The following is a 22,099-nucleotide window of genomic DNA, read 5'->3' on the forward strand; positions in this document are numbered from 1 at the left end:
CCGCCACCGACCAGTACTGGCGCGCCTACCTCGACGGCCTCAACGACAAGCACCACGTACTCGAGCCCCCGGATACCCCGGGGGCTTCTTCATGCCCGGAGGGAACTCAGCCATGACCGCACCCCAGCGACCGCCCCGCGACGCGATCCGCATCCGCGTCACCCCTAGCAACTCCGACGCCCTCCTCGTATGGGTCGACGCCAACGGCTTCCCGTACTTCATGCCGGAAGACCCTGAGCTCTACCTGTCCCGCGACGGCCGTGTGCTCTACGGCGAGAAGTTTCTCGTGCGCCGCACACCCGGCGGCCCCCGGTGGACCGGGCAGACCCGCCCCGCCCGTCTCGACTACGCGGTCAATCGGGAGGGGACGGACCTCATCCGCAAGCCGTTCGCCTACCCCATCGTCCGGCCCCTCGAGGACTACGCCCCCGAGCTCGCCCAGAGGCTCGGACTCACGAAGGAGACCCGATGAAGCTCGTATCCACCCTCTGCCTCGCCGCAGCATCCGTCTGCGCCCTCGCCGCGATCTGGTCGCCCTGGCACTGGCAGTCAGCCGCCACCGCCGTGCTGCTCATCCTCATCGCCGCGGGCCTCGCGGGCCAGCGCAAGCCCGACGACATCGAAGTGCACCTCCACCAGATGCACGAAATAACCCCCGAAGAACTCGCCGAAGAACTCGGGGCTCACGACCCCTCTGCCGGCAACCCCCGCGAGTTCGGGAAGAAGGCCGACCAATGATCTCCCTCCACCGCAAGACCCCGAAGCCCCACCCGAAGCCCCGCGCCCAATGGCTCGAGCTCGACGACAACGGCGAAGCCTGGTTCGTCGAACGAGCCAACGGCCTCGAGACCAGAACCCGACTCATCCCCGCCGACGAGGAGGACTGATGTTCCACCGGCTCTCCGCACGCGCACGCGACCTCTACCGCGACCTCATGGCCGAAGCGCTCCACACCTTCGCCGACACCATCCGCGACAACATCCCCGACCCCAACACCACCGGCGACCCCGTCGCCGACTCGTACCAGTGGGGCCAGATCGACGGCATTACCCGCGCAGCAACAGGCATCGACGCATGGGCCGACGCCATCACCGCAGACAAGGAGACAACGCGATGAGCAACGAGCGACTCAAGTCCTCGGCCGACGAGAAGATCCGGGACGCCTACGCGCGCGGCGATGAGCGCGCGAAGGGTCTCGCCATTACCCTCGCCAACCTCAAGGACGCACTCGAGGTACAGGAGGGCATGGTCGCCGGCCTCAAGGCCGGCATCACCAGGGACGCCCACCTGACCATCGGAGCACTCAGCAGCTGGGACATCGGCCGAACGGTCGCCTTCGAGTGGAAGGGGACCTACATGCGTGCACGGCTCGATTCGGTCCACGGTCACTACGACAGGATCATCGCCCGCAACCGCGAGCAGGGCATGGACTTCCGAGGTGGCCCCGCGAAGACGAGCGTCGACCTGGTCATCGGCGGGCACCACGTCGACCTCGTCGACCCCACGACGCCGTGCGAGGTGATCGCGTGATCCGCGGAATGATCCACGAGATCGTCTGGCGGCTCCAGCATCCCCTCTGGGACTGGTACGCCGACCGGAAGCTGCGAGCTCTTGGCTACGGCGACCACGACCGCGAGACGTACCTCGCCGCGGCCGCCGACGAGTTCCATGTCGAGCAGGCCCGGCACTACCGCGCCGACGCCGGGCAGGCCGTGTGCATGCTCGCCGCCGCCGGCGTGGAGCCACGGGAGGCCCGCCGCTACCTCCGGGCGATCCGGGGACTCAGCCCCTGGAACGTGCGCGCAGCAACCGAGCTCATCGTCCGCTGTGTCGCACAGGGGCGCGCGACCTACGACGACTACGTGCGCCTCGTGGTCCTGTCCCCCGTCAACCGCGAGATCCCGAACGACGTCGACGACGTGCGCGCTGGGAAGGTCACGGGCGACGACCTCGTCTGGAGGCTCACGACATGACCGCCCTCTACCCCTGGCGCATCCCCGAGGACCATCCCGCCGTCCCGTTCGTCAGGCCCGGCGAGATCGCCTACTCGAGGACCCGGAAGACCCGCATCTACCGGTTCGACGGCACCTGGTGGTCCATCCAGCCAGACCCATCCGGCGGGGAGATCCGCACCCGGTACCCGGATGGGCGGGCCGCGATGGTGGCGCTCGACGGGAGGAACCGGGAGAAGGCCCCGTTGCCTCCGACGATGACTGGCTTCCTCGCGGCCCTGCAGGAGCTCAACCACGACATGGCGAGCTTCGGCATCCGGGACATCCGGCACCTGCCCGGCCAGTGCCCACCCAGCACCCCCACGACGAAGGACTGCGAATGACCCCGCTCGAGAAGCTCCACGAAGCCGTCCAGGAGTACATCCGCGCCGAGTTCGACGAACAGCTGATCGTCAACCACTTCGCACTCGCCGTGCACTCCATCAACATGCACACCGTCGAAGACGAAGACCACATCGCCACCGTCGGACGAGGCCCCGCACACGCCGTGCTCGGCCTCGCCCACATGCTCGTCGCCGACTGCACCGAAGGGATCGAGGAATGACCGACGCCCAATCCGTGATCCGTGCTGTGAACCGGGCGGAGGAGGTGCACTTCATCCTCGAGGGGATGAAGCGGGTCAAACTCTCCCACCACGGCCCGACCGTCGACACCTCGGGGCCACCGAGCGCGCCCGTCAACCTCGGCATGCTCGACCTCGCCGAAGACATCCGCGCATCCCTGCAGGGCTGGTCCCAGCTCGTCAACGAAGAGCAGGGAGACCCCTACCCGAGAGACGAGACCACTGCACTCGCGCTGTTCCTGCGGCAGCACGCCATCTGGATCGCCGACGGGACATGGGCAACCGACATGGTCGAAGAGCTCGAGGGGATGAACCAGCGCGCCATCGGCATGCTCGGCATGCTCCCACGGCGCACCAAGATCCCCGAGCACTGCGAATGCGGGGCCGAGCAGTGGGTCTACCACGAGAGCGTGGCGTTCGTGCGATGCGCCGACGGGCACGTGGCATCACTGGCTGACCACGCGTACGCCGCCGACACTGAGGGGTTCAGCGTCACCCAGGTAGCCCGCATCCTCGGCGTCTCCCGATCCACCATCGGGCGCATGATCGACCGAGGAGACCTCCACGCCGAAGGGAGGCCACCCGTTGTCCCGCGACACGCCCTACAGCAATTCCGGGATGCACTTGCGTCATGACCAGGGCGGGCGGTACCTTGGGGTTACCTGGAATCAGTGCCTCCAGGTGACCGAACACCGAAGCCCCTGAGCCAACCGGCCGGGGGCTTCTTGCATGCCCCGGGTAGAGCACCCCATCCCCCGATGCCGCTCCCCGGGCGCACCCCGGCCTGGGGCAGGCCCAGGGGTGCCAGCCACCCCACCCCCACTCGAGAGACAACGAGCCCGGGGGTGGGGCCAGGCCCAGCCCCTACCGAATCACGAGTGCTCGAGCGCCCAACGCGCAGACCGCAACAGTGCTCGCTCGTGCAGCGGCACTGGCTGACCATCTGCCTCGTACTTCGCGACACGCTCCTCGACCCGAATCAGGTTCACCCAAGCCATGTACGGATCCGGGCGCGACTGACCAGAAGCATCCACGCTTCCATCGGCCGCCAGATCCACAGCGGCAACCGCGCGCACCACGGACGAGCCAGGCAGGACCGAAGTCGCAGCCGTCATCCCGTTCGCCACGCGCTCAAGACCGCGAGCCTCATGCGGAGTAGGAAGACCAAGACCAACACGCTTCGCACGCTCAACCATCTCGTCATGGTCGACATGCAGAGCATCAGCGCGCTCGAGCATCCATGAGCGCAGCGCCGCCTCCGCATCCGCCTCGCGTCGCTCAGCGATCTCAGCCTTCGCGCGATCCTGCTTCGCCTGCGCAGCCTCAGCACGCGCGTCAGCACGCTCAGCCATCGCATCAGTGCGCTCGAGCAAACGCGCCCGCCACTCCCTGTAGCCCATGCCCGGAGGATAGCCGTGAACTGGACGGAACACCCGACCAACCGGCGAACCACACGAGCACAACAGACCGCATGGCGCAGACAGATCCTCACGCGCGACCCGCAATGCCAGATCCGCGGACCACGCTGCGAAGGTCGAGCCGTCGAAGCCGACCACATCATCCCCGTCACCGAAGGCGGCGATGAGCTCGACCTCCGGAACGGCCAAGGCGCATGCCACCCCTGCCACAACGACAAGACCCAGGCCGAAGCACGCAGAGGCCAGGCCCGATGGAAGCGCAAGACGGAGCGCCACCCCGGCTTGAAGTAAACGCGCAGGCGGGGGGCACATTCCCCTCCCCTCCCCCGTCCGAACGCGCGCCGGGGTCGCTAGTCCCTCGGATCCTGTACGGGTCTGGGCGGGTCTGGCGAGGGCTAGTGGCACAGCGAAACGCCCTCCACGTCGAGCGTGAAGGGCGTCTCTGGTGCCTACTTGGCGGTGTTCTGCTGGTGGATCCTCGCGGCCATGGCTCGGCTGAGTCCTGATGCTTCGGTGATCTCGTCCCAGGTGTGGCCGGCGGCGCGGGCCTCAGCGATCGCGTTGGCGCGGTCGCTGTTGAGTTCGCGCCACATGGCGAGTCGTATGAGTGGGTCCATTCATCGCTCCTTGATCTTGCGGGCTGCGGTGTCGATCCCCCACATGATGATGGTGGTGAGGGCGGCGCGCACCTCTGCGGGGATGGGGTCGGTGGTCTGGGTGATGGCCTTGGTGGTCATTGTTCGCTCCTGGACTTGCTCTGTACTGCTGTCTACATAGTAGACTCTCTGTCACGAGTGCACAAGCACTTTGGCGAGAGAGGATGTCTAGTGACTACCACCATCAAGGGCCAGCCGACCTCTGAGGAAGTCCGTGCGCGCCTGAGGGCTGAGGGCCGCACGGTCCTCGTTGCCTACTCGGGCGGCAAGGACGCAATCGCCGCCACTCTGGCACTGCTCGAGGCCGACATCGACTTCGAGCTCGCGCACCTCTACTTGGTGCCTGGGCGAGAGCCGGGGAAGGCGCTCGACTTCGTCGAAGAGGGTCTCGAGTACGCCGAGCGGCGGCTGGGGAAGCGAGTGCACCGGTATCCGCACCCTTCGTTCTACCGGATGCTGCACGCCCGGGTGTTTCAGCCGTTCGATCGCCTCGAGGCCCTGGCGGCGATGGCTCTCCCCCGCCCGTCGCACCAGCAGGCGTGGGCGATGATCCGGGAGGATCTGGATCTGCCGACGGACACGTGGTGCGCTGATGGAGTGCGCGCCGCGGACTCTCCGTACAGGCGTGCGTCGATGGTCACTCACGGCGTGATGAAGCCGAGCACGCTCAAGGTCTCCCCGATCGCCGACTGGGTGAAGGCGGACTGGTCGGCGTGTCTCGATCGGCACTCGTGGGAGTTGCCGGCGGACTACGAGATGTTCGGCCGGTCGTTCGATGGCATCGACTACCGGTTCCTCGAGCCGATGTCGCGGCTGAGGCCCGATGAGTACGAGCGAGTCCTCGACTGGTTCCCGCTCGCGGACTTGGAGCTGTTCCGTCATGGCCTTTGAGATGAAGAACAGCGAGTTCCAAGTCGGCGGGGCCGGTTTCATCGCGGGACATCGCCCCGTGGATACTCTCGCTGGTGTCGAGCCCTCCGACAGTCTCGAGGCAGCAGCGGCTTCTGAGGTTGCTGCGATCGAGTCGGCATACGTCACCCGCCGCCGGGACGAGGATCGTCGCAAGCGGGACGCGACCGATTCGGAGTACTGGTTCGCGGTGGCGTTCTCATCTCGCGCCGAGAAGGAGTCGTTCCTTCGTGCGATCGGCGCTGACCCTGACGTGTACGGCGACAAATACTTGAGCGGGCCTGCTCTGGCGGCCCTTCTCGGCGTGGAGGTGGACGGTGGCTAAGAAGAAGGCGTTCAAGGGATTCAACCTGATGAGCAAGCCGATCACGGCCGAGAGTACGCGCAAGACTGCCGCACACAGTGCAGGCATGGAAGCCACCTACAAGGTCATGGCTCGCGGCGGCAGCGGCACCGCACAGAATGCCGCATACACCAGGGCCTACAACGCCGCCATGTCCAGTTCCAGCGGTTCCTAGAGTTCGGAGGTGAGTCATGGCGGGACGAGGACCTGCACCGAAGGATCCGTCGAAGCGGGCGCGGCGCAATGCCGACCCATCGCCGACGACAATCCTCCGGTTCGAGGAGTCAGAGCAACCGGATCTGCCGGAGGCGCTGTCGTGGCCGGATGAGACTCGCGAGTGGTGGGCGATGTGGCGGGATTCGCCGCAGGCTGAGCACTTCGGATCGACCGACTGGTCGTTCCTGCTCGACACGGCGATTCTCCACGCTCAGCTGTGGGGGAACGGCGATACGTCGGCGCTCGGCGAGCTCCGTATCCGCGTCGCGAAGTTCGGGGCGACCCCCGAAGACCGCGCGCGACTCCGCATGCAGTTCGCGGACGCGGATGCCGCGGATTCGAAGCGCAAGCCCGCAGGTGAGTCTGCCCGCGAGCGCCGGGGCCAGATCAAGGTGCTGCGGCCGGATCAGAGGGCCTCTGGGGAGTGACTGATCGGGGGTGACCGCGGATGTCGTGGAAGCCCCTCGATGGCGATGAGCACCCCACGCTCGGATGGCAGGTCATCGACTGGATCTCGGAGAACTTGGCGCAGCCGGACTCTGGTGCGGATCCGCGTTCCTTCGTGCTCTACCCGGAGCAGGAGGACTTCATCTTGAACTTCTATCGCCTGGACCCGGCGACGGGCCGGCGGAAGTTCCGGCGTGGCGTCCTGTCGCGTCCTCGAGGCTGGGGCAAGTCACCGTTCGCGGCGGCGCTCATGGCAGCCGAGGGACTGGGGCCGGTCATCTTCGATGGCTGGGATGCCGCGGGGCAGCCGGTTGGGAAGCCGTGGTCGGAGATTCGCACGCCGCTGGTGCAGGTCGCGGCGACGTCGGAGACCCAAACCCGGAACACGTTCTCGGCGCTCCAGGAGATGATGGAGGGCCCTGTCGTCGACAACTATGTCGGCGTCGAGATCCTCGGTGATCGGATCAACCTGCCGTCGGGTCGCCTCGAGATGGTGACGACGTCGGCGCGGACGATCAAGGGCGCTCGCGCTGACTTCGTGGTCTGTGACCAGACCGAGGAGTGGGTGTCGTCGAACGGTGGCTCTCGTCTGCACCAGGTGATCGACGCGAACACCGCGAAGCGTGGCGGCGCGTACCTCGAGACCCCGAATGCATTCCTTCCTGGCGAGGACAGTGTCGCGGAGAAGTCGGCGAACTACTGGGCGATGATCCAGGAGGGCAAGGCTGTCGCGGACGGCCTGTTCTACGACCACCGTGAGGCCCCTGGGGAGACGGACACGACGGATCGCGAGTCGCTGACTCTCGGCCTGCGGATCGCCTATGGCGACTCGTCCGCGCACCCCGACGGGTGCCTGATCCACGAGCCTGCCTGCCCACCGGGGCACGCGGACCTCGAGCCGCGTATCCAGTCGTTCTGGGATCTCACGAAGGATCCTGAGATCGCCCGGGCCGACTACCTGAACCAGGTCGTCGCGGCCTCTGATTCGTGGCTCTCTCGCCCCGAGCTGACGGCTGTCACGGATGTCGAGAAGATCGTGCGGCCGGATGAGCCGATCACGGTCGGCTTCGACGGTTCACGTGGTCGTGCTCGCGGGGTTGCGGATGCGACGGCGCTCATTGGGTGCCGCGTCTCGGACGGGCACCTGTTCGTCCTGGACGTGTGGGAGCAGCCTCGGAACACGAAGGACTGGAACGTCCCTGTGGCCGAGGTCGACGCCCGCGTCCGCGAGGTCTTCGATCAGCACAACGTGGTCGGCTTCTATGCGGATCCGAACGGGTGGACGTCGCAGATCTCTGAGTGGGAAGCGAAGTACGCGAAGACCCTCAAGATCACGGCGAAGCGGGAAGCCCCGATGTCGTACTGGCCGAAGGGCAAGGACGCGAACGTGCCGCGCCTCCTTGAGGAGCTGCACGACGCGATCGTCAACGGCGACTGCAGTCTCGACGGGTCGACCGTGCTGATGCGTCACATGCTGAACGCGCGTCGCCGGCGCACCCGCTCCGGGTACCTGCTCTACAAGTCCTACCCCGATTCGCCCGACAAGATCGATGCCGCGTATGCGGCGGTCATGGCCTGGAAGGCGCGCCTGGACGCAGTCTCGAAGGGCGCTGGCGCACGCACTCGCAGGAAGCTCGCACCGCAGAGGGGGGTGGCTATCAAGTGACCCTTGGAATCGGCCCCGGCCCTTCGGTGGATGTCTCCCATGAGCCTGAGCGGCTCCTGAACATCCCGTCGCTGCGTGACCTGTCCGAGAGCGTGAACGCGGACATCGCGCAGATGTGCGAGCAGATTCGTCTCGTCGCCGCACGGAACCGTGAGCGGTTCGTGTACTACAACGCCGAGCAGGCGTTCGTGAACATGGGCGTCGCGATCCCCCAGGAGTTCGAGGAGTACGCCTCCGTGCTGGGCTGGAACCGCACGTCGGTGGACACGCTTGCCCGCCGGATCCAGCTCGACGGCTTCGTTCGACCTGGCTCCACGGAGCGCTACGCGGACCTCGACGCCACGCTGCGCCGCACCCGATTTGCCGGCCAGATCAAGATGGCCGTGCAGTCGATGCTGATCTACGGGCCCGCCTTCCTCGCGTCGCTCCGTTCCGGCGGCATGACGAAGGTGCAGGCGTTCTCGGCACGGGACGCGACGGGCCTGTGGGATGACGTGCAGCCGGGACAGCTGCGGTGCGGTCTCGCCGTGCAGGAGTGGGCGCACTTCGGTGTGAAGCGCGTCCTCGTGTTCTATCCGGGCGCGGTCATCCAGCTGTCGCGGGTGTCGTTCGGCGCGGACTTCGAGGTCCAGCGGTTCCGCACAGGGCTCCCTGGGCGCGTGTCGCTCCGGCCGCTGACGTTCCTCCCCCAGCTGGACAAGCCGTGGGGCCAGTCGCGGCTCTCGCGCCCAATGCTCTCCCTCACGCGTTCCGCGGCGCGTTCGTTCCTGCGCGCGGAGATGAACGGCGAGATCTACGGGTACCCGCAGCTGTACGGCACGAACATGGACCCGGAGCTCGCTGAGCAGTTCCGCTCTGGCATGGGCCGGTTCTACGCGATCGACCTGCACCGTGACGAGGAGGGTGCGCCGATCCCCGCGGCCGAGGCTCCGGAGACGCGCATTGGGCAGGTCCAGATCGGCTCCCAGCAGCCGCACCTCGAGCAGTTGCGCATGACGGCGATGCTGTACGCCGCCGAGTCGCAGCTCTCCCCGGACAAGCTCGGTGTCATCCACGACAACCCCTCGAGCGCGGACGCGATCGACCGGGCCGACGGCGAACTGAACGATCTCGCCGACGAGACGGGCCGCGACCTCGCCGACCCCGTGCTCGACGTGCTGCACGACGTGTACATGCTCGAGAACGGCACTCCGGTGGTCCCCGACGACATCGTGGCTCTCGAGTGCGACTTCCACGATCCGGGGCAGACGACGCGCTACTCCTCGCGGATGGCGCTCGCATCGCTCGTCACCGCGGGTGCGGTCGCGCCCGGGGAGACGGTCACCTACGAGGCGGCCGGCTTCTCGAAGGCGACGGCACTGCGGCTCGCGGAGTCGTGGCAGGACTCGGAGCGCCGGAAGGCGAACACGGCGATCGCGGAGCAGGCTCTCTCGGCCCGTTCCAACCCGACGTCGGCGGCGCTGGTGGCGCAGCGGGAGTCCGGTGAGCAGCTGTGAGTGGTTGGGATGCATACCGAGGGTGGCGCAAGGAGTCAGCCAACATCGCTGACGCTACGTCGTACGGCATGACAATCCTGATGGAGAAGGCTCCGGACGGGCCTGATGTCTTCCAGTACCTCGCGACTGCGGCCCCGGTGGTGGCGACCTCCTACGCGCAGACCTCCCAGGACAACGCCCTCGGGTACCTCAAGACGGCGCAGCGAGCTGGTGGCCTCGCCCCGGTGCTGTACCGGCCGACAGCTGCTGCGCTCACGTGGGCGATCCTGCAGCCGATCGTGAAGTGGGCGCTGACGGACATCGTCTTCCCGTACGCGGTCGAGCAGGTGCTCCCCCGGCTCTCGCAGGGCGTCGTGCGCCTGGTATCGAACGTCGGTCGTGACACTGTCATCGGTGGCGCGGAGCGCTCTGGTCAGCAGGTGACGTGGCGGCGTGTCCCGCAGGCTGACGCGTGCGCATACTGCCGACTGATGTCGCAGTGGACGTACGAGAACCAGCAGGACGCCGAACGCACTGTGACCCGTTTCGGGTACTCGTGGCGCGATCGCAAGGGGCGGCGGCGTTGGCACGCCTACGACACCCCGAGCGCCGCGAAGAGCTCGAAGCAGGGCGCGGGGTCACCGTTCCACGGGCACTGCCGCTGCGAGCCCGTCGCGATCTACGGCGACTGGGACGACGCTGGCGTCCCCGATGAGATCGAGGACCGCTGGGACCTGTTCCACAGCCAGTGGGAAGACGCATACACGTGGGCCGGCACCGACCAGGGACGTCAACGCGACGAGCTCTGGGCCGACATCCAGGCCCGCCCCCTCTCGTCCACCGCGATGCTCTCCACCTGGAAGCAGGAGCGGCGAGACCTCCCCAACCTCGAGCAGATCGCCCTCGGGCGGATGCGCTCAACGCTCGGCATCCGCTGAGCACTCCACCCTGCAGCCCCACGCCCGTGGGGCCGTCCACCATGCCCGCACGACGCGGGCGAGGAAGGAGCCCGCGATGGGTATCAACCGCATGAACCTCCTGAACCAGACCGGCGCGGTCCGCTTCGTTGAGGAGCCCGGCCAGGATGGCGGCTCCTCGGAGCCGAAGTCCGCCGAGGGGGCCGACAGCAACGGCAACCCGAAGCCGGCCGACGAACAGGACGACGAGAAGCTCGGCGAGGGTGGCATCAAGGCCCTCCGCGCGGAGCGGAAGAACGCCGCCGACGCCAAGAAGCGCGTCGAGGAGCTCGAGGCTCGCCTCAAGGAGATCGACGATGCCGACAAGTCCGAGCTGCAGAAGGCTCAGGAGCGCATCGCAGAGCTCGAGAAGACCACCCAGGCGTACGAGACCGAGAAGAAGCACGCCGATATGCGCGCCTCGGTCCTCGCCACCAAGAACGTGCCCAGCGAGTGGGCAGATTTCGTCACGGGCGACACCGAGGACGAGATGACGAAGTCGGCCGACAGGATCCTCGCGAACCTGGTCCGCGCCGACGAGGGCCCCGACCTCCACGGCACCCGCGGCAACCCCGGCGGGTCGCTTGAGGCCGGGCGTGAAGCCGCGAAGAACTTCCGTCCCTGACACTCCCCTACCTACAGAAAGGCCATCTCATGGCTATCAAGGATGAGGACCTGACCGGGGTCTCGAGCCGTCGCGCGCTCGCCTCCCTCTACGGTCTCAACACCGCCACCACCCAGAAGGCCACCGCGGACGTGAAGGGCGGGAACATCCCCGCGCTCTCCCCCGTGGTGATCGCTGCGGACGGCACCGCCAAGGTGTACGCCGCCGAGGACGCTACGCCGACCGTCGGTGAGACCGACAAGCTCGGCTTCACCGTCTCGGATCGCGTTTCCGACGCCGACGGCAACCTGAACGTCGCCGTCCAGCGCCAGGCCCACGTGCGCCGCCCGCTTCTGTCCGCTGCGGCCAAGGCCGCCCTCACCGCAGCCCCCGAGGCCGCGGTGAGCCAGATCATCGTCGAGGAGGCCTGACATGGCGCTCAACACCAAGTACCTGACCCCGGCGGAGACCACCGGCTTCGTCCGTGGGCGGATCGAGCAGTACGCGCAGGGCGACGTGCTCGCGCAGGTTCTGCCCGACCAGACCGTCGACAACATCGCAGTCCGATTCGCCATCGGCGACGCCGGCATCACCCCCGAGGCCGAGGCTCGCGACTGGGACGCCCAGCCCGGGTCCGTCGAGCTTCCCAAGTCGAAGCGTCGCACGATCGACCTCGTCGCGTTCTCGAGCCGCATCACCGTCTCCGAGTCGGACGCTCTCATGTCCCGTCTCGCGGGCGGCGAGGGCTACGCGAACCTGATCAAGCGCGCCGGCGACACCGTCGCGCAGTCGATCTTCAACCGCGCGAAGCGTCTGCGCGGCACGGTCCTCGCCTCCGGCAAGGCCACGATCGACCAGGAGAACTTCGGGATCGACGAAGACTTCGGTCGCGACGCCGCCCTCACTGCGGCGCTCGCGCAGCTCGTGTCCGCGTCCGGCTCGGACGCCCTCGCGCAGCTCGGCGACTTCGTCGATATCTACGAGGAGAAGTCGGGCGGCACCCGCCCGGCGTACGCGCTCGCCTCCACCAAGGCGATCAACGCGTTCCTCCGCCACGCCCAGTTCGCCTCGAAGGTCAACGACGTCACCCGTCCCGCGACCCTCGAGCAGGTCAACCAGGTGCTCCTGGCCGCCGACCTCCCGCAGCTGGTCCGCTACAACGACAAGATCGGCCAGGACCGCGTCCTCCCCGAGGACCGACTGATCCTCGTGCCGGACTACGTCAACGGCGGCGGCGACCTCGGCGCGACCATCTGGGGCCTCACCGAGTCGTCCTTCAAGCCCGAGTTCTCCAGCGTCGGCGGGGCACTCCCCGGCGCGGTCGCGGCCGTGTGGGACACCGAGGGCACCGCCGGCAAGACCGTGGTGGACGCCGACTCGACGTTCCTCCCGATCCTGAAGAACGCGAACCTGTCCGCGTCGCTGAAGGTGATCTGATGCCGAAGCTCATCGAGAACGTGCTGATCGGTGGGCAGGTCCGGCTGGCGGGCGAGGAGATCTCGGACGCGGACGCCAAGGGTGTCCGCTCCGAGGTCTTCGAGCCTGCCGCCGAGGCGAAGCGCCCGCCGCGCGGGAAGCAGCCCTCCGACAAGTAAGGAGGCGCTCATGGCCGCGATCGAATGGGCCAGCCCGGACACGCTCGAGCAAGCCGACCTTGAGGGCGTCACCGATGCCTTCACGGAGCAGCAGATCACCTACTGGCTCGGCCGCGCGATGCGGACGATCCTCGACGAGGTGCCGCTCTCGACGCTGACGGAGCGGATCGAGTCCGGCAAGATCTCCGAGACCGTCCCTGCTGATGTGCAGGTCGACCTCGTCCTCTCGAAGTTCGGCAACCCGGGCGGGATCCGCACCATCCAGGAGACGAACGGACCCTCGTCGGGGTCTGTCACCTATGGCGGCGACTCCCCTGGACAGCTCACGCTCACCGCTGAGCACCGCCGGAAGCTGGGCATCCCCTCGTATGGGCGGCGGACAGCGGGGACGGTGCCGACATGGCGCTGACCGTGACCATCTATCCCGCCGCCACGACTGGTGAGGACGCGAACGGCGACGACATCGACATCCCCGGTGAGCCGTACGAGCTCGAGGTCGTGTCGATCTATCCGACGACGTCGGAGGAGCCTGACGATCCGAACAGGTCCCTGGTGGTCTCGGGGATGACGATCCTTGTTCCGGAGGGGACGCGACTGTCCCCGTACGACGAGGTCGAGATCCCCGAGTACGCCGGCCGATGGTCGATCGAGGGCGCGATCGCGATCTGGGATGCCCGTTCGAACCCCGTGCGCCGTCGCGGCTTCCGCCGCGGAGGGCGTGGCCCGGGACTGAATCTCGGGTGCGTGCAGATCAACGTGAGGAAAGCCGATGGGTAAGCCCAGCGTGCAGCTGAACTCCCGCGAGATCGACAAGCTGCTCAAGTCCCCCGAGGTCCAGAAGGATCTGCGCCGCCGCACCAACGCTGCCGCGAGGGCGGCCGGTGACGGTTACGAGGCTGATGTGACGGTCGGATCGACACGAGCGCTGGGGATGGTCCGTGCGGCCACTCCGAAGGCGAGGGCGTCGAACGCGAAGCACCACACCCTCATGCAGGTCATCGACCAGATGAGGGGGTAACTCGTGAAGTTCGCGAACCCGCAGACGCTCGTCAACGAGTACGTCCGGGACGCGACGGGCATTCCGAAGGTCGTCACGACGATCCCGAAGGAGAGGCCGCCTCGATTCGTGCGGGTGATCCGCACGGGCGGGTACATGCGCGATGTCGTCACAGATGTAGCGCGGCTGACCGTCGAGTGCTGGAACAGCGCCGGGAAGGTCGAGGCCGAGCAGGACGCACAGACGGTCCGCGAAGCACTACTGGCTCTCCCCGGACGGCTGCTCGGCGACGGCATCAAAATCCACCGCGTCAACGAGGTCGCCGGCCCCTCCGACTCCCCCGACCCCGACACCACCACTCCCCGCTACGTGTTCACCCACGAGGTCCACGTCCGCGGCCCCTACAGAAAGGCCCTCTGATGGCAGAGAAGGTCAAGGCCACCATCTCCCACAACCAGGAGATCGACGGCAAGCGCTACAAGCCGGGTGACTCGGTCACCCTCGACCCGGAGCTCGCCCGGGTCATCGCCGCACGCGGCGGCATCCAGGTCCGCGAGGACACCCCGAAGGCCCCGGCGAAGCCGGAGCCCGCGAAGAAGGAGGTCGCCAAGTGAGCGACAACATCAACCTCAACTCGAACAACGTCCGCATCGGCGGCGGCGACTTCGACGCCGTCTGGGTCGGCAAGCTCGGCGCGATCATGCCGACCGGCATCGACGACCCCACCGAGCACGACCACGCCGGCCTGCTGTCCGACGATGGCATGGAGCTGTCGTTCGACGACAACACCGAGACGTTCAACGGCCACCAGGGAGGCCGCGTCATGCGCAAGAAGGTGACCTCGTCGGAGGCGACCTTCACGTTCACCATGGCTGAGACGAAGATGCTCTCCCTCGGCCTGGCGCACAACATCACCGAGGCCACCAAGACCGGTGGCGTCGCCCGCATGAAGGCTTCGGTGTCCAAGCGCTCCAACGACCGCCGCTCCTGGGTCGTCGACGTCTGGGACGGCAACCCCGGCCAGGACGGCTCCATCTGGTACCGGTACCTGTTCCCGTCCGGCGAGACCGGCGAGCGCCCCACCCTGGCGTTCAAGAACAACGAGATCACCATGTACGAGACGCAGGTGACCGTGTACGACGACTACGAGTTCCTCACCAACGACCCCGCCGTCGTGGACAGCGAGGACGTCACCGAGGGTGCTCCGTCGGGAGCGTGACCCGCTGCCGCTCCACAGGCGCATAGCCGCGAGCGGCACAGAGGGCGGCACCCTCGCAGAAACCTGAGCCACTCCGACCTTCGGGGTGGCTCTACTCATGCCGGCGCTCGGCCCGTACGTGACGGTCCGGGCCGAGCGCCACCTCTGCACATTCGACCGTCACAGCCACTCGACCGTCACGAAAGGACCGTCACCATGCCTGAGACCAAGACCGCCGCCGAGCAGGCTCGAGCCGCTGGCGCGAAGACCCCCGCAGACCGTAAGAAGGCCGCCTCCGCGAAGGTGAAGGCGCTGCAGGCCGAAGCCGCCGACGGCGATGTCGTCGTCGAGCTCGAGGGCGAGACCTACACGGTGCACCTCAAGGAGTTCCAGGAGCGCTCCACCCAGGACTACGAGTTCATGGAGATGGCGACCAAGGGCATCATCCCCGTCCTGTTCGATGTCCTGCTCGACAGCTCCGATGTCGACAAGCTCAAGGACTCCGCGCGCGACGAGGAGACCGGCCGGGTCTCCTTCGACAAGATGACGGAGAGCTTCAACGCGCTGCTCGAGGCGGCTGGCGCGGGAAACTGACCGTCTTCCTCGAGCTCCTCCTGAACTTCCCGGAGGAGATCGAGGGAGACCTCGCGCACTACTACCAGATCGACCTCGCCGACCTCTGGCGCGGCAACGTGAGTCTGCGCCGCATCGCAAACCTGACCGTGCAGATCCCGGATGGTTCGCGGCTCTGGAAGGCCACTGGCGGCCCGCGGGCTTGGTCCGACGAGTACGCGGGCCTGATGGCGAACCGCCACGGTCTTGAAGTCCTCGCCTGGCAGCAAACCGAGGACGGGTCGAACGGGAAGAACTCCCCGTCCGCTCCCGAGCCCCCGCTGTGGTTCCAGGACGCTGACGCGCACGAGTCGAAGCTCGAGCGCAAGGCGCGGGCGCTACTCCGCCAGGAGCGCGCGCAGATCGAGTCTCACCACAACTGAACACGTCGCAAGGGGGAGTCGGGTAGCCGGCTCCCCCTTCTGCATGCCCGCAGGCGAGGAGGCACCTCATGGCCGTTGGAGGCTCCCCCACGATCGCAACAGCCGCGATCGGTCTGATCCCCGTCATCCAGGGCGTGCGCGGCAACATCGCCTCACAGCTCGCGGGCTCGGGCGTGATGTCGTCTGCGAACAGTGCCGGCAAGAGCGTCGGTCAGAACTTCGCGACCTCTGCCATGAGCGCAGCGAAGACGGGGCTGAAGTTCGGCGGGATCGTCGCGGGTGCCATCGGGGCCGTGACCATCAAGGGCGGCTTCGATCGCGCCCTCGGCATCGAGGATGCCCAGGCCAAGATGAAGGGCCTCGGCTACGACACGAAGAGCGTCTCCAAGATCATGGACAACGCTCTCGCGTCGGTTGAGGGCACGTCCTACGGCCTCGACGAAGCGGCCACGACCGCGTCGGGCGCGGTCGCCGCCGGCATCAAGCCGGGCCAGCAGCTCGAGGGCGTCCTCAAGACCGTCGCGAACACGGCCGCCGCGACCGGTTCGACGATGGACGAAGTCGGGTCGATCTTCAACACCGTGAAGGCCGTCGGATCGGCCTACACGGGCGACATCAACATGCTCGCGCAGCGCGGCATCCCGATCTGGCAGTCCTTGTCGAAGACCCTCGGCAAGTCACAGGACCAGGTCCGCAAGATGGCCACGAAGGGCGAGATCGACTTCGCGACCTTCGAGAAGGCCGCGAAGGACGCCTCCGGTGGCGTCGCGACCGCCATGGGCGACACCACCCGCGGGTCGTTCGCGAACATGTACGCCGCCGTGAAGAAGCTCGGCGCGATGTTCGTGACCGGCGTCCTCCCCCTCGCGAAGACCACATTCCAGGGAATCCAGGGCCTCCTGAGCGCCGTGAAGAACAAGCTCGACCCGTTGGTGCAGGGCTTCTTCGACAAGTTCGGTGGCAAGGCCCAGGCCGGCATCAAGTCGTTCTTCGACACCCTCATCGCGGGCGTCAACGGTTTTGACCCGACCCCGCTGATCAACTTCTTCGGGAAGGTCGGCAAGGTCGGCGGTGGCGTCTTCAAGGAGCTCACCGGCGGCATCAAGGCGTTCGGTGCCGCCTGGAAGTACAACGACGGCGACATCACCTCGTCCGGGTTCCCCGGGTTCATGGAGGGGGCCGCCTACCAGATCCACCAGTTCTGGGACGCCCTCAAGGGCATGGACTTCTCCGGCGTCTCGAGCATGTTCTCCTCGCTCGGCAAGTCCATCCAGGGCATCAAGGTGCCCACTGGGGCTGGCGGAGGGATCGCCGGATTCGGTGAGTCCCTGCAGGCGATCGGCCAGGCTGCACCAGGCGTGCTCGCCCTCGGTCTCAACGTCCTCGCGAAGGCCCTCGAGTTCCTGTCGAAGAACGCGGGCACCATCGCGAAGCTGATGCCGTTGATCGTGGCGGGCTTCATCGCCTGGAAGGTCCACGCGACCGCCACGAACGATGCACTGATCGCGCAGCGTGCCGCAACGGCGGCGATGGCACCAGTGATGCTGTCGAACAACGCGCTGATCCTCCTGAACAACATCCTCGAAGGGAAACGGGCGCGCGCGAAGGTCGTCTCGACCGCCGCAGAGAACGTGCAGACCGGGGCGATCAACAGGGCCACCCTTGCTGAGAAGGGGCGAGCGCTCGCGACGAAGATCGGCACCGCAGTGTCGAAGGGCGCGGCCCTCGCGGCGCGCGGTCTTGGCCTCGCGATCCGGTTCATGACCGGCCCCATTGGTCTGGTCATCACCGGTATCACCCTGCTGGTGGCGGGCCTAGTCTGGTTCTTCACGCAGACGAAGACCGGCAAGGCGATCATCGCGACCGTCTGGGCAGGCATCAAGGCCGCGATGGCGGCAGTCGTCTCCTGGTTCCAGGGGACGGCTCTGCCCATCATCAAGGCTGTCTGGGACGGCATCGCCACCGGCGCGCTCTGGCTCTACAACAACGCGATCCTCCCCGCATGGAATGGCATCAAGGCTGCTGTGGGGGCCGTCGCGAACTGGGCGCAGACCTCGCTTGTGCCGTTCTTCCAGTCGGCCTGGAACCTCATCGCGGCTGGGGCGCAGTGGCTGTACCGGAGCGTCATCCTTCCCGTCTGGCAGGGCATCAAGGTCGCGTTCGCGATCGTGGTCGCTGCCGTCACGGTCTACGTGAAGGCCTGGGTCGCGATCTTCAAGTACGTCGTCGCGCCCGTCTTCATCTGGCTCTACAACTCGGTCATCAAGCCGGTGTGGGCCGCGATCAAGAAGGCGATCACTGCAGTGGTCGCCTGGTTCCGCGATACGGCGTGGCCGATCCTCAAGGTCGTCGTCTCCGCCGTCGGTTCGTTCTTCAAGTGGCTGTACGCGTCGGTGATCAAGCCCGTATGGGGTGCGATCAAGACGGCGATCTCCGCGGTCGTCGGGTGGTTCCGTGACACGGCGTGGCCGGTCCTCAAGTCGGTCATCGGCTACATCCACGGGCGCTTCCTTGTCCTCCGACTCAAGCTCCTCGAGATCTGGGGAGCGATCAAGAAGAACATCATCGCGCCCGTCGTCTCGTGGTTCCGGGACACTGTCGCCCCGCTGTTCGAGAAGGTCATCGGCTACATCAAGGGCCGGTTCATCATCTTCCACCGGAAGCTCCTCGAGCTCTGGGGGGCTATCAAGAACAAGGTGATCAAGCCGGTCGTCGACTGGTTCAAGAACTCCGTGGTCGGCACCTTCTCGAACGCGGTCGGCTCGGTGCGCTCGAAGTTCCAGGGCCTGAAGGACAAGCTGTCCGAGGTCTGGTCGGCGATCAAGAACAAGGCCGTGAAGCCGGTCGCGGACTGGTTCACCTCGACGGTGAAGCCGAAGATCGACACGTTCGTCGACGGCCTGAAGACCGGGTTCAAGGGGCTGAAGGACTCCGTCCTGAAGGCGTGGGACGGCATCAAGTCCGGAATGAAGAAGCCGATCAACGGCATCATCAACATCTACCGGGACCACATCAAGACCCCGTTCAACTCGGTGATCAACAAGATCCTCGGGGGCAAGGCGGGCAAGAAGTGGAACCTGCCGGACATGCAGCCGTTCGCCACGGGCGGCTGGACCGGCCCGGGTGCCCGACTGCAGCCCGCCGGCGTCGTGCACGCCGACGAGTTCGTGGTGAAGAAGTCCTCGCGTCGCGGCATCGAGAGGCAGGCTCCGGGCTTCCTGGACCAGCTGAACACGCACGGTGCACGCGCCCTGACCCGCATGGGCATGGGTTACGCGTCCGGTGGCCGTGTGCTGCACGGATACAAGGACATCGAGTCGATCCCCCACACGGGCGTCTCGGTCACGTCGACGGTCCGCAAGGGTGCCCGCACCGCGGGAACCGGCTCCGTGTCGAAGCACGCCAAGGGGTACGCGGTCGACTTCGCCGGCACCGCGCAGGCGATGAAGGAGTTCTTCAACTACGTCCGCTCGAACTACAAGGTGTCGGAGCTGATCCACACCCCCATGGGTGGGAAGCAGCTGTCCCGTGGCGGTATCCCGAAGGCCCACTTCCCGGCGAAGACCGCGCAGATGCACTACAACCACGTGCACGTCGGCGGCTACGAGCCCGGGGAGAAGCAGGGCGCGGGCACCAGCGGTGCCGGTGGCGGCCTGTTCGACAACCCGTTCACGGGCCTGTGGAAGAAAATCTCGAGCAAGGTCTCCTCGACTGCCGGCGAGGGTGCGCTGGGTGGTCTCCTGACCGGGGTCACAAAGAAGGTCGTCGGCTCGGCGAAGGACTTCGTCGGGAAGAAGATCTCCGAGGCGTTCGACTTCGTCGGCGACACGTGGGACTCGGCGAAGGCCGGGGCGAAGGGTGTCCTGTCGAAGGCCAAGGCGTCCTGGTGGGCGACGAAGGCGCTGGTCCACACCGGCGCCTTCAACGGCACGAACCTGTCGTCGCTCCTGCGGCGCATGAATCAGGAGTCCGGGTTCCAGGTCGGAGCTCAGAACAACTGGGACAGCAACGCCGCGAAGGGCCAGGCGTCGCGTGGCCTGATGCAGGTCATCCCGTCGACGTTCGCCGCGTATAGGGACAAGTCCCTGCCGAACGACATCTTCGACCCGCTGGCGAACATCGTCGCTTCGATCAACTACACGAAGTCGCGCTACGGCTCCCTGACTCGTGGATGGGATCGCAAGGGCGGTTACGCGGCCGGTGGCTACACCGGTCCCGGGCCGAGACTCGCACCGGCGGGCATCGTCCACGCGGACGAGTTCGTGCTCCGCTCGGAGGCGCAGCGCTCCATCAGCAAGGTCGCTCCGGGGTTCCTGGATCGGCTGAACCGGATGGGCGCGGGTGCGATCGGGTATGCCAAGGGCGGCCTCGTCGGGTACGCCTCGGGCGGGAAGGTCTCGCCGACGGCGAAGATCGGCTCGTCGAAGGTGACCGTTCTGCTCGAGGGTCTCAGTGGCACCGAGAAGCAGGTGACGTCGGCCGCGGGGAAGCTCGCGGACGGCATCGTGAAGACGTTCAACGACCGGATGAAGGCGGCGAAGACCACCACGGTCAACAAGCTGTCGGACTCGCTGTCCTCCCTGAAGAAGGAGGCGTCGGCGCTCAAGAAGTCGATCTCGGCGACCACGTCGAAGTCGAAGAAGAACACCGTCAACCGTCTGGTCGATGACCTGGCGGCGCTGAGGAAGCAGCAGTCGACCCTGAAGGCGACGGCCCGGGAGGTCTCGAAGGTCACCAAGGTGACCGGGAAGACCAAGACCGGGAAGCTGATCACGAAGACGGTGACGTCGTCGACGGCTGCGGCGAAGAAGGCTGCGAAGGACCTCAAGGGTGTCCAGAAGCAGATCGATTCGACGCAGTCGGCGCTGACGCGGGCGCGCCGGGGTGATTACTCGGGTGCGGCTGCGGCGGCGACGAAGCGGCTGAAGTCGGTGCAGGCGGAGATCGACAAGACGGACAAGGCCCTCAAGGCGGCCCGTCGTGGCGACTACCAGAACGCTGCCCTGCTCAAGGGCACGAAGGCGTACAACAAGTACGCCGCCGGCGCGGTGTCGAAGCTCGAGTCGTACGCGGCACGGACGGACACGCTCACCGCGAAGCTGAAGACCGCCAACACCAAGCTCTCCGATGCGCAGAAGCTGTGGACCGACTACCGCTCGTCGATGGTCGAGAAGTTCCAGGGCACCTACGCACTGTCGGAGGAGTCGGCGACCACGGGGATCGAGACGATCATCCGCGGGTTCAAGAACGGCGCGGCGACGGTGAAGACCTTCGCGTCTCAGCTGAACCAGCTGAAGGCGAAGGGTCTCTCGGGTGGGCTGGTCGACCAGATTGCCCAGATGGGCGCGGAGTCGGGGTCGAAGGTCGCGAAGAACCTCCTCACGGGGAGCAGCTCGCAGATCAAGGAGATCACGAAGCAGTACAACGCGCTGAACACGGCATCGACGACGTCGGGCACGAGCCTGGCGGATCAGATGTACCGCAACGGCGTGAACTCCGCGAAGGGTCTCGTCAAGGGCCTCGAGTCGCAGCTCGCGAACGTCGAGAAGGCGTCCGAGACGCTGGCGAACACCGTCCTTGCGACGGTCCGCAAGAAGCTCGGCATCCACTCGCCCAGCCGCGAGCTGGACAGCGACGGCCAGAACAGCGCCATCGGCTACGGCAACGGCGTCTACAAGCAGATCCCGTATGCCCAGAAGGCGCTGGCCGAGATGGTCGCGACGCCGGACATGTCGGGGCTGCGGGACGTGGGCCGGGCGGAGATGCGCCCCGCGGCGCAGATCCGCGCGTACACACCGGTCGCGGGCGGCAGCGAGCCGTCGGTGGTCTACCAGTTCGGCGACATCCACGGCCACACGGCCGAGGACGTCGTCGCGGAGTTCAAGAAGGACCGTCGTCGGCAGCTGGCGCTGCGCGGTGCGTGAGAGGAGACCTGGTGAGCAGCTGGACCGACTCTCCTATCGTCAGCTTCGGCCGTGACGGCGACATGGTCATTCTCGGGCGAGGTCCCCAGGACTACCCGACCCTGCATCTGCATGGGTCGGAGGGCC

General features: G+C 66.8%; 32 protein-coding genes. 30 read left to right on the forward strand and 2 right to left on the reverse strand.

What is annotated here, in order from left to right; genetic code table 11:
* Positions 1-112: 112 nt before the first annotated feature.
* From FHG10_RS10555 to FHG10_RS10590, 9 genes are read left to right on the forward strand one after another with little or no spacing between them, the layout of a single operon-like run.
* Positions 113-472, forward strand: coding sequence for a hypothetical protein (locus FHG10_RS10555; protein ID WP_152353303.1), 360 nt, complete (start codon positions 113-115; stop codon positions 470-472).
* Positions 469-738: a hypothetical protein gene (locus FHG10_RS10560; protein WP_152353304.1), complete on the forward strand. Its 270-nt coding sequence runs from the start codon at positions 469-471 to the stop codon at positions 736-738. Before FHG10_RS10555 ends, FHG10_RS10560 begins: the two co-directional genes overlap by 4 nt.
* Positions 735-887, forward strand: a complete 153-nt coding sequence (locus FHG10_RS17975; RefSeq protein ID WP_193636272.1) for a hypothetical protein — start codon at positions 735-737, stop codon at positions 885-887. The genes FHG10_RS10560 and FHG10_RS17975 overlap by 4 nt, the downstream gene beginning before the upstream one ends.
* The gene (locus FHG10_RS10565) at positions 887-1,117 is read left to right on the forward strand and encodes a hypothetical protein (protein ID WP_152353305.1); all 231 of its coding nucleotides are present in this window, start codon (positions 887-889) and stop codon (positions 1,115-1,117) included. Before FHG10_RS17975 ends, FHG10_RS10565 begins: the two co-directional genes overlap by 1 nt.
* Complete coding sequence (locus tag FHG10_RS10570; RefSeq protein WP_152353306.1) at positions 1,114-1,530, forward strand: hypothetical protein; 417 nt, start codon at positions 1,114-1,116, stop codon at positions 1,528-1,530. The genes FHG10_RS10565 and FHG10_RS10570 overlap by 4 nt, the downstream gene beginning before the upstream one ends.
* The gene (locus FHG10_RS10575; RefSeq protein ID WP_152353307.1) at positions 1,527-1,973 is read left to right on the forward strand and encodes a hypothetical protein; all 447 of its coding nucleotides are present in this window, start codon (positions 1,527-1,529) and stop codon (positions 1,971-1,973) included. The genes FHG10_RS10570 and FHG10_RS10575 overlap by 4 nt, the downstream gene beginning before the upstream one ends.
* On the forward strand, positions 1,970-2,335 hold the full coding sequence (locus FHG10_RS10580) for a hypothetical protein (protein WP_152353308.1): 366 nt from the start codon (positions 1,970-1,972) through the stop codon (positions 2,333-2,335). The genes FHG10_RS10575 and FHG10_RS10580 overlap by 4 nt, the downstream gene beginning before the upstream one ends.
* A complete protein-coding gene (locus FHG10_RS10585; protein ID WP_152353309.1) occupies positions 2,332-2,556 on the forward strand; it encodes a hypothetical protein in 225 nt (74 codons plus the stop codon). The genes FHG10_RS10580 and FHG10_RS10585 overlap by 4 nt, the downstream gene beginning before the upstream one ends.
* Positions 2,553-3,209: a helix-turn-helix domain-containing protein gene (locus FHG10_RS10590; RefSeq protein ID WP_152353310.1), complete on the forward strand. Its 657-nt coding sequence runs from the start codon at positions 2,553-2,555 to the stop codon at positions 3,207-3,209. Before FHG10_RS10585 ends, FHG10_RS10590 begins: the two co-directional genes overlap by 4 nt.
* A gap of 237 nt (positions 3,210-3,446) precedes the next feature.
* Here FHG10_RS10590 and FHG10_RS17980 read toward each other — a convergent pair whose 3' ends face one another.
* A complete protein-coding gene (locus FHG10_RS17980) occupies positions 3,447-3,974 on the reverse strand; it encodes a hypothetical protein (protein ID WP_193636273.1) in 528 nt (175 codons plus the stop codon).
* Between the two features lie 15 nt (positions 3,975-3,989).
* On the opposite strand from FHG10_RS17980, the gene FHG10_RS10595 reads away from it, so the two are divergent.
* Positions 3,990-4,283, forward strand: a complete 294-nt coding sequence (locus tag FHG10_RS10595) for an HNH endonuclease (RefSeq protein ID WP_193636274.1) — start codon at positions 3,990-3,992, stop codon at positions 4,281-4,283.
* A 158-nt stretch (positions 4,284-4,441) separates the two neighbouring features.
* Here the strand turns inward: FHG10_RS10595 and FHG10_RS17985 are convergent, their stop codons facing one another.
* Positions 4,442-4,609 carry a hypothetical protein gene (locus FHG10_RS17985; protein ID WP_193636275.1) on the reverse strand — a complete coding sequence of 56 codons (168 nt, stop codon included), beginning with the start codon at positions 4,607-4,609 and terminating at the stop codon, positions 4,442-4,444.
* Between the two features lie 210 nt (positions 4,610-4,819).
* Here FHG10_RS17985 and FHG10_RS10600 point away from each other — a divergent pair, with 210 nt between their 5' ends.
* From FHG10_RS10600 to FHG10_RS10690, 20 genes are all read left to right on the forward strand, one after another.
* Positions 4,820-5,539 (forward strand): adenine nucleotide alpha hydrolase family protein, encoded by a 720-nt coding sequence (locus FHG10_RS10600; RefSeq protein ID WP_152353312.1) that lies wholly within the window; start codon positions 4,820-4,822, stop codon positions 5,537-5,539.
* Entirely contained in the window at positions 5,529-5,882 is a 354-nt protein-coding gene (locus tag FHG10_RS10605) for a hypothetical protein (protein WP_152353313.1), read from the forward strand. Before FHG10_RS10600 ends, FHG10_RS10605 begins: the two co-directional genes overlap by 11 nt.
* Positions 5,875-6,075, forward strand: a complete 201-nt coding sequence (locus FHG10_RS10610; protein WP_152353314.1) for a hypothetical protein — start codon at positions 5,875-5,877, stop codon at positions 6,073-6,075. Before FHG10_RS10605 ends, FHG10_RS10610 begins: the two co-directional genes overlap by 8 nt.
* 16 nt (positions 6,076-6,091) lie before the next feature.
* A complete protein-coding gene (locus FHG10_RS10615; RefSeq protein WP_152353315.1) occupies positions 6,092-6,544 on the forward strand; it encodes a phage terminase small subunit in 453 nt (150 codons plus the stop codon).
* 20 nt (positions 6,545-6,564) lie between these two features.
* Positions 6,565-8,229, forward strand: coding sequence for a terminase (locus tag FHG10_RS10620; RefSeq protein WP_152353316.1), 1,665 nt, complete (start codon positions 6,565-6,567; stop codon positions 8,227-8,229).
* Positions 8,226-9,725, forward strand: a complete 1,500-nt coding sequence (locus tag FHG10_RS10625; RefSeq protein WP_152353317.1) for a hypothetical protein — start codon at positions 8,226-8,228, stop codon at positions 9,723-9,725. Before FHG10_RS10620 ends, FHG10_RS10625 begins: the two co-directional genes overlap by 4 nt.
* Complete coding sequence (locus FHG10_RS10630; RefSeq protein ID WP_454614418.1) at positions 9,722-10,642, forward strand: VG15 protein; 921 nt, start codon at positions 9,722-9,724, stop codon at positions 10,640-10,642. The genes FHG10_RS10625 and FHG10_RS10630 overlap by 4 nt, the downstream gene beginning before the upstream one ends.
* A gap of 76 nt (positions 10,643-10,718) precedes the next feature.
* Positions 10,719-11,285, forward strand: a complete 567-nt coding sequence (locus FHG10_RS10635; RefSeq protein WP_152353319.1) for a capsid assembly scaffolding protein Gp46 family protein — start codon at positions 10,719-10,721, stop codon at positions 11,283-11,285.
* Between the two features lie 29 nt (positions 11,286-11,314).
* Entirely contained in the window at positions 11,315-11,695 is a 381-nt protein-coding gene (locus FHG10_RS10640; protein WP_152353320.1) for a hypothetical protein, read from the forward strand.
* A gap of 1 nt (position 11,696) precedes the next feature.
* Complete coding sequence (locus FHG10_RS10645) at positions 11,697-12,701, forward strand: major capsid protein (protein WP_152353321.1); 1,005 nt, start codon at positions 11,697-11,699, stop codon at positions 12,699-12,701.
* Positions 12,701-12,859 carry a hypothetical protein gene (locus FHG10_RS17990; RefSeq protein ID WP_193636276.1) on the forward strand — a complete coding sequence of 53 codons (159 nt, stop codon included), beginning with the start codon at positions 12,701-12,703 and terminating at the stop codon, positions 12,857-12,859. Before FHG10_RS10645 ends, FHG10_RS17990 begins: the two co-directional genes overlap by 1 nt.
* A 10-nt stretch (positions 12,860-12,869) precedes the next feature.
* A complete protein-coding gene (locus tag FHG10_RS10650; protein ID WP_152353322.1) occupies positions 12,870-13,268 on the forward strand; it encodes a hypothetical protein in 399 nt (132 codons plus the stop codon).
* Positions 13,259-13,636 (forward strand): hypothetical protein, encoded by a 378-nt coding sequence (locus FHG10_RS10655; protein ID WP_152353323.1) that lies wholly within the window; start codon positions 13,259-13,261, stop codon positions 13,634-13,636. The genes FHG10_RS10650 and FHG10_RS10655 overlap by 10 nt, the downstream gene beginning before the upstream one ends.
* A complete protein-coding gene (locus FHG10_RS10660; RefSeq protein ID WP_152353324.1) occupies positions 13,629-13,877 on the forward strand; it encodes a hypothetical protein in 249 nt (82 codons plus the stop codon). The genes FHG10_RS10655 and FHG10_RS10660 overlap by 8 nt, the downstream gene beginning before the upstream one ends.
* A 3-nt stretch (positions 13,878-13,880) precedes the next feature.
* Positions 13,881-14,276: a hypothetical protein gene (locus FHG10_RS10665; protein WP_152353325.1), complete on the forward strand. Its 396-nt coding sequence runs from the start codon at positions 13,881-13,883 to the stop codon at positions 14,274-14,276.
* Positions 14,276-14,470 carry a DUF7210 family protein gene (locus FHG10_RS10670; RefSeq protein ID WP_152353326.1) on the forward strand — a complete coding sequence of 65 codons (195 nt, stop codon included), beginning with the start codon at positions 14,276-14,278 and terminating at the stop codon, positions 14,468-14,470. Before FHG10_RS10665 ends, FHG10_RS10670 begins: the two co-directional genes overlap by 1 nt.
* Complete coding sequence (locus tag FHG10_RS10675; protein ID WP_152353327.1) at positions 14,467-15,075, forward strand: hypothetical protein; 609 nt, start codon at positions 14,467-14,469, stop codon at positions 15,073-15,075. Before FHG10_RS10670 ends, FHG10_RS10675 begins: the two co-directional genes overlap by 4 nt.
* A gap of 195 nt (positions 15,076-15,270) precedes the next feature.
* Positions 15,271-15,648, forward strand: coding sequence for a hypothetical protein (locus tag FHG10_RS10680; RefSeq protein WP_152353328.1), 378 nt, complete (start codon positions 15,271-15,273; stop codon positions 15,646-15,648).
* A gap of 206 nt (positions 15,649-15,854) precedes the next feature.
* Positions 15,855-16,049, forward strand: coding sequence for a DUF5361 domain-containing protein (locus tag FHG10_RS10685; RefSeq protein ID WP_152353329.1), 195 nt, complete (start codon positions 15,855-15,857; stop codon positions 16,047-16,049).
* A 68-nt stretch (positions 16,050-16,117) separates the two neighbouring features.
* On the forward strand, positions 16,118-21,973 hold the full coding sequence (locus FHG10_RS10690; protein ID WP_152353330.1) for a tape measure protein: 5,856 nt from the start codon (positions 16,118-16,120) through the stop codon (positions 21,971-21,973).
* Positions 21,974-22,099 lie beyond the last annotated feature (126 nt).

The sequence above is a fragment of the Brachybacterium subflavum genome, assembly GCF_009299795.1.
Lineage (GTDB): Bacteria > Actinomycetota > Actinomycetes > Actinomycetales > Dermabacteraceae > Brachybacterium > Brachybacterium subflavum.

Bases quoted from the DNA above. Each gene is read 5' to 3' on its own strand.
- FHG10_RS10555 (WP_152353303.1), top strand. From the start codon at position 113: ATGACCGCACCCCAGCGACCGCCCCGCGACGCGATCCGCATCCGCGTC.
- FHG10_RS10560 (WP_152353304.1), top strand. From the start codon at position 469: ATGAAGCTCGTATCCACCCTCTGCCTCGCCGCAGCATCCGTCTGCGCC.
- FHG10_RS17975 (WP_193636272.1), top strand. From the start codon at position 735: ATGATCTCCCTCCACCGCAAGACCCCGAAGCCCCACCCGAAGCCCCGC.
- FHG10_RS10565 (WP_152353305.1), top strand. From the start codon at position 887: ATGTTCCACCGGCTCTCCGCACGCGCACGCGACCTCTACCGCGACCTC.
- FHG10_RS10570 (WP_152353306.1), top strand. From the start codon at position 1,114: ATGAGCAACGAGCGACTCAAGTCCTCGGCCGACGAGAAGATCCGGGAC.
- FHG10_RS10580 (WP_152353308.1), top strand. From the start codon at position 1,970: ATGACCGCCCTCTACCCCTGGCGCATCCCCGAGGACCATCCCGCCGTC.
- FHG10_RS10585 (WP_152353309.1), top strand. From the start codon at position 2,332: ATGACCCCGCTCGAGAAGCTCCACGAAGCCGTCCAGGAGTACATCCGC.
- FHG10_RS10590 (WP_152353310.1), top strand. From the start codon at position 2,553: ATGACCGACGCCCAATCCGTGATCCGTGCTGTGAACCGGGCGGAGGAG.
- FHG10_RS17980 (WP_193636273.1), bottom strand. From the start codon at position 3,974: ATGGGCTACAGGGAGTGGCGGGCGCGTTTGCTCGAGCGCACTGATGCG.
- FHG10_RS17985 (WP_193636275.1), bottom strand. From the start codon at position 4,609: ATGGACCCACTCATACGACTCGCCATGTGGCGCGAACTCAACAGCGAC.
- FHG10_RS10605 (WP_152353313.1), top strand. From the start codon at position 5,529: ATGGCCTTTGAGATGAAGAACAGCGAGTTCCAAGTCGGCGGGGCCGGT.
- FHG10_RS10615 (WP_152353315.1), top strand. From the start codon at position 6,092: ATGGCGGGACGAGGACCTGCACCGAAGGATCCGTCGAAGCGGGCGCGG.
- FHG10_RS10620 (WP_152353316.1), top strand. From the start codon at position 6,565: ATGTCGTGGAAGCCCCTCGATGGCGATGAGCACCCCACGCTCGGATGG.
- FHG10_RS10635 (WP_152353319.1), top strand. From the start codon at position 10,719: ATGGGTATCAACCGCATGAACCTCCTGAACCAGACCGGCGCGGTCCGC.
- FHG10_RS10640 (WP_152353320.1), top strand. From the start codon at position 11,315: ATGGCTATCAAGGATGAGGACCTGACCGGGGTCTCGAGCCGTCGCGCG.
- FHG10_RS10645 (WP_152353321.1), top strand. From the start codon at position 11,697: ATGGCGCTCAACACCAAGTACCTGACCCCGGCGGAGACCACCGGCTTC.
- FHG10_RS17990 (WP_193636276.1), top strand. From the start codon at position 12,701: ATGCCGAAGCTCATCGAGAACGTGCTGATCGGTGGGCAGGTCCGGCTG.
- FHG10_RS10650 (WP_152353322.1), top strand. From the start codon at position 12,870: ATGGCCGCGATCGAATGGGCCAGCCCGGACACGCTCGAGCAAGCCGAC.
- FHG10_RS10655 (WP_152353323.1), top strand. From the start codon at position 13,259: ATGGCGCTGACCGTGACCATCTATCCCGCCGCCACGACTGGTGAGGAC.
- FHG10_RS10660 (WP_152353324.1), top strand. From the start codon at position 13,629: ATGGGTAAGCCCAGCGTGCAGCTGAACTCCCGCGAGATCGACAAGCTG.
- FHG10_RS10670 (WP_152353326.1), top strand. From the start codon at position 14,276: ATGGCAGAGAAGGTCAAGGCCACCATCTCCCACAACCAGGAGATCGAC.
- FHG10_RS10680 (WP_152353328.1), top strand. From the start codon at position 15,271: ATGCCTGAGACCAAGACCGCCGCCGAGCAGGCTCGAGCCGCTGGCGCG.
- FHG10_RS10685 (WP_152353329.1), top strand. From the start codon at position 15,855: ATGGCGAACCGCCACGGTCTTGAAGTCCTCGCCTGGCAGCAAACCGAG.
- FHG10_RS10690 (WP_152353330.1), top strand. From the start codon at position 16,118: ATGGCCGTTGGAGGCTCCCCCACGATCGCAACAGCCGCGATCGGTCTG.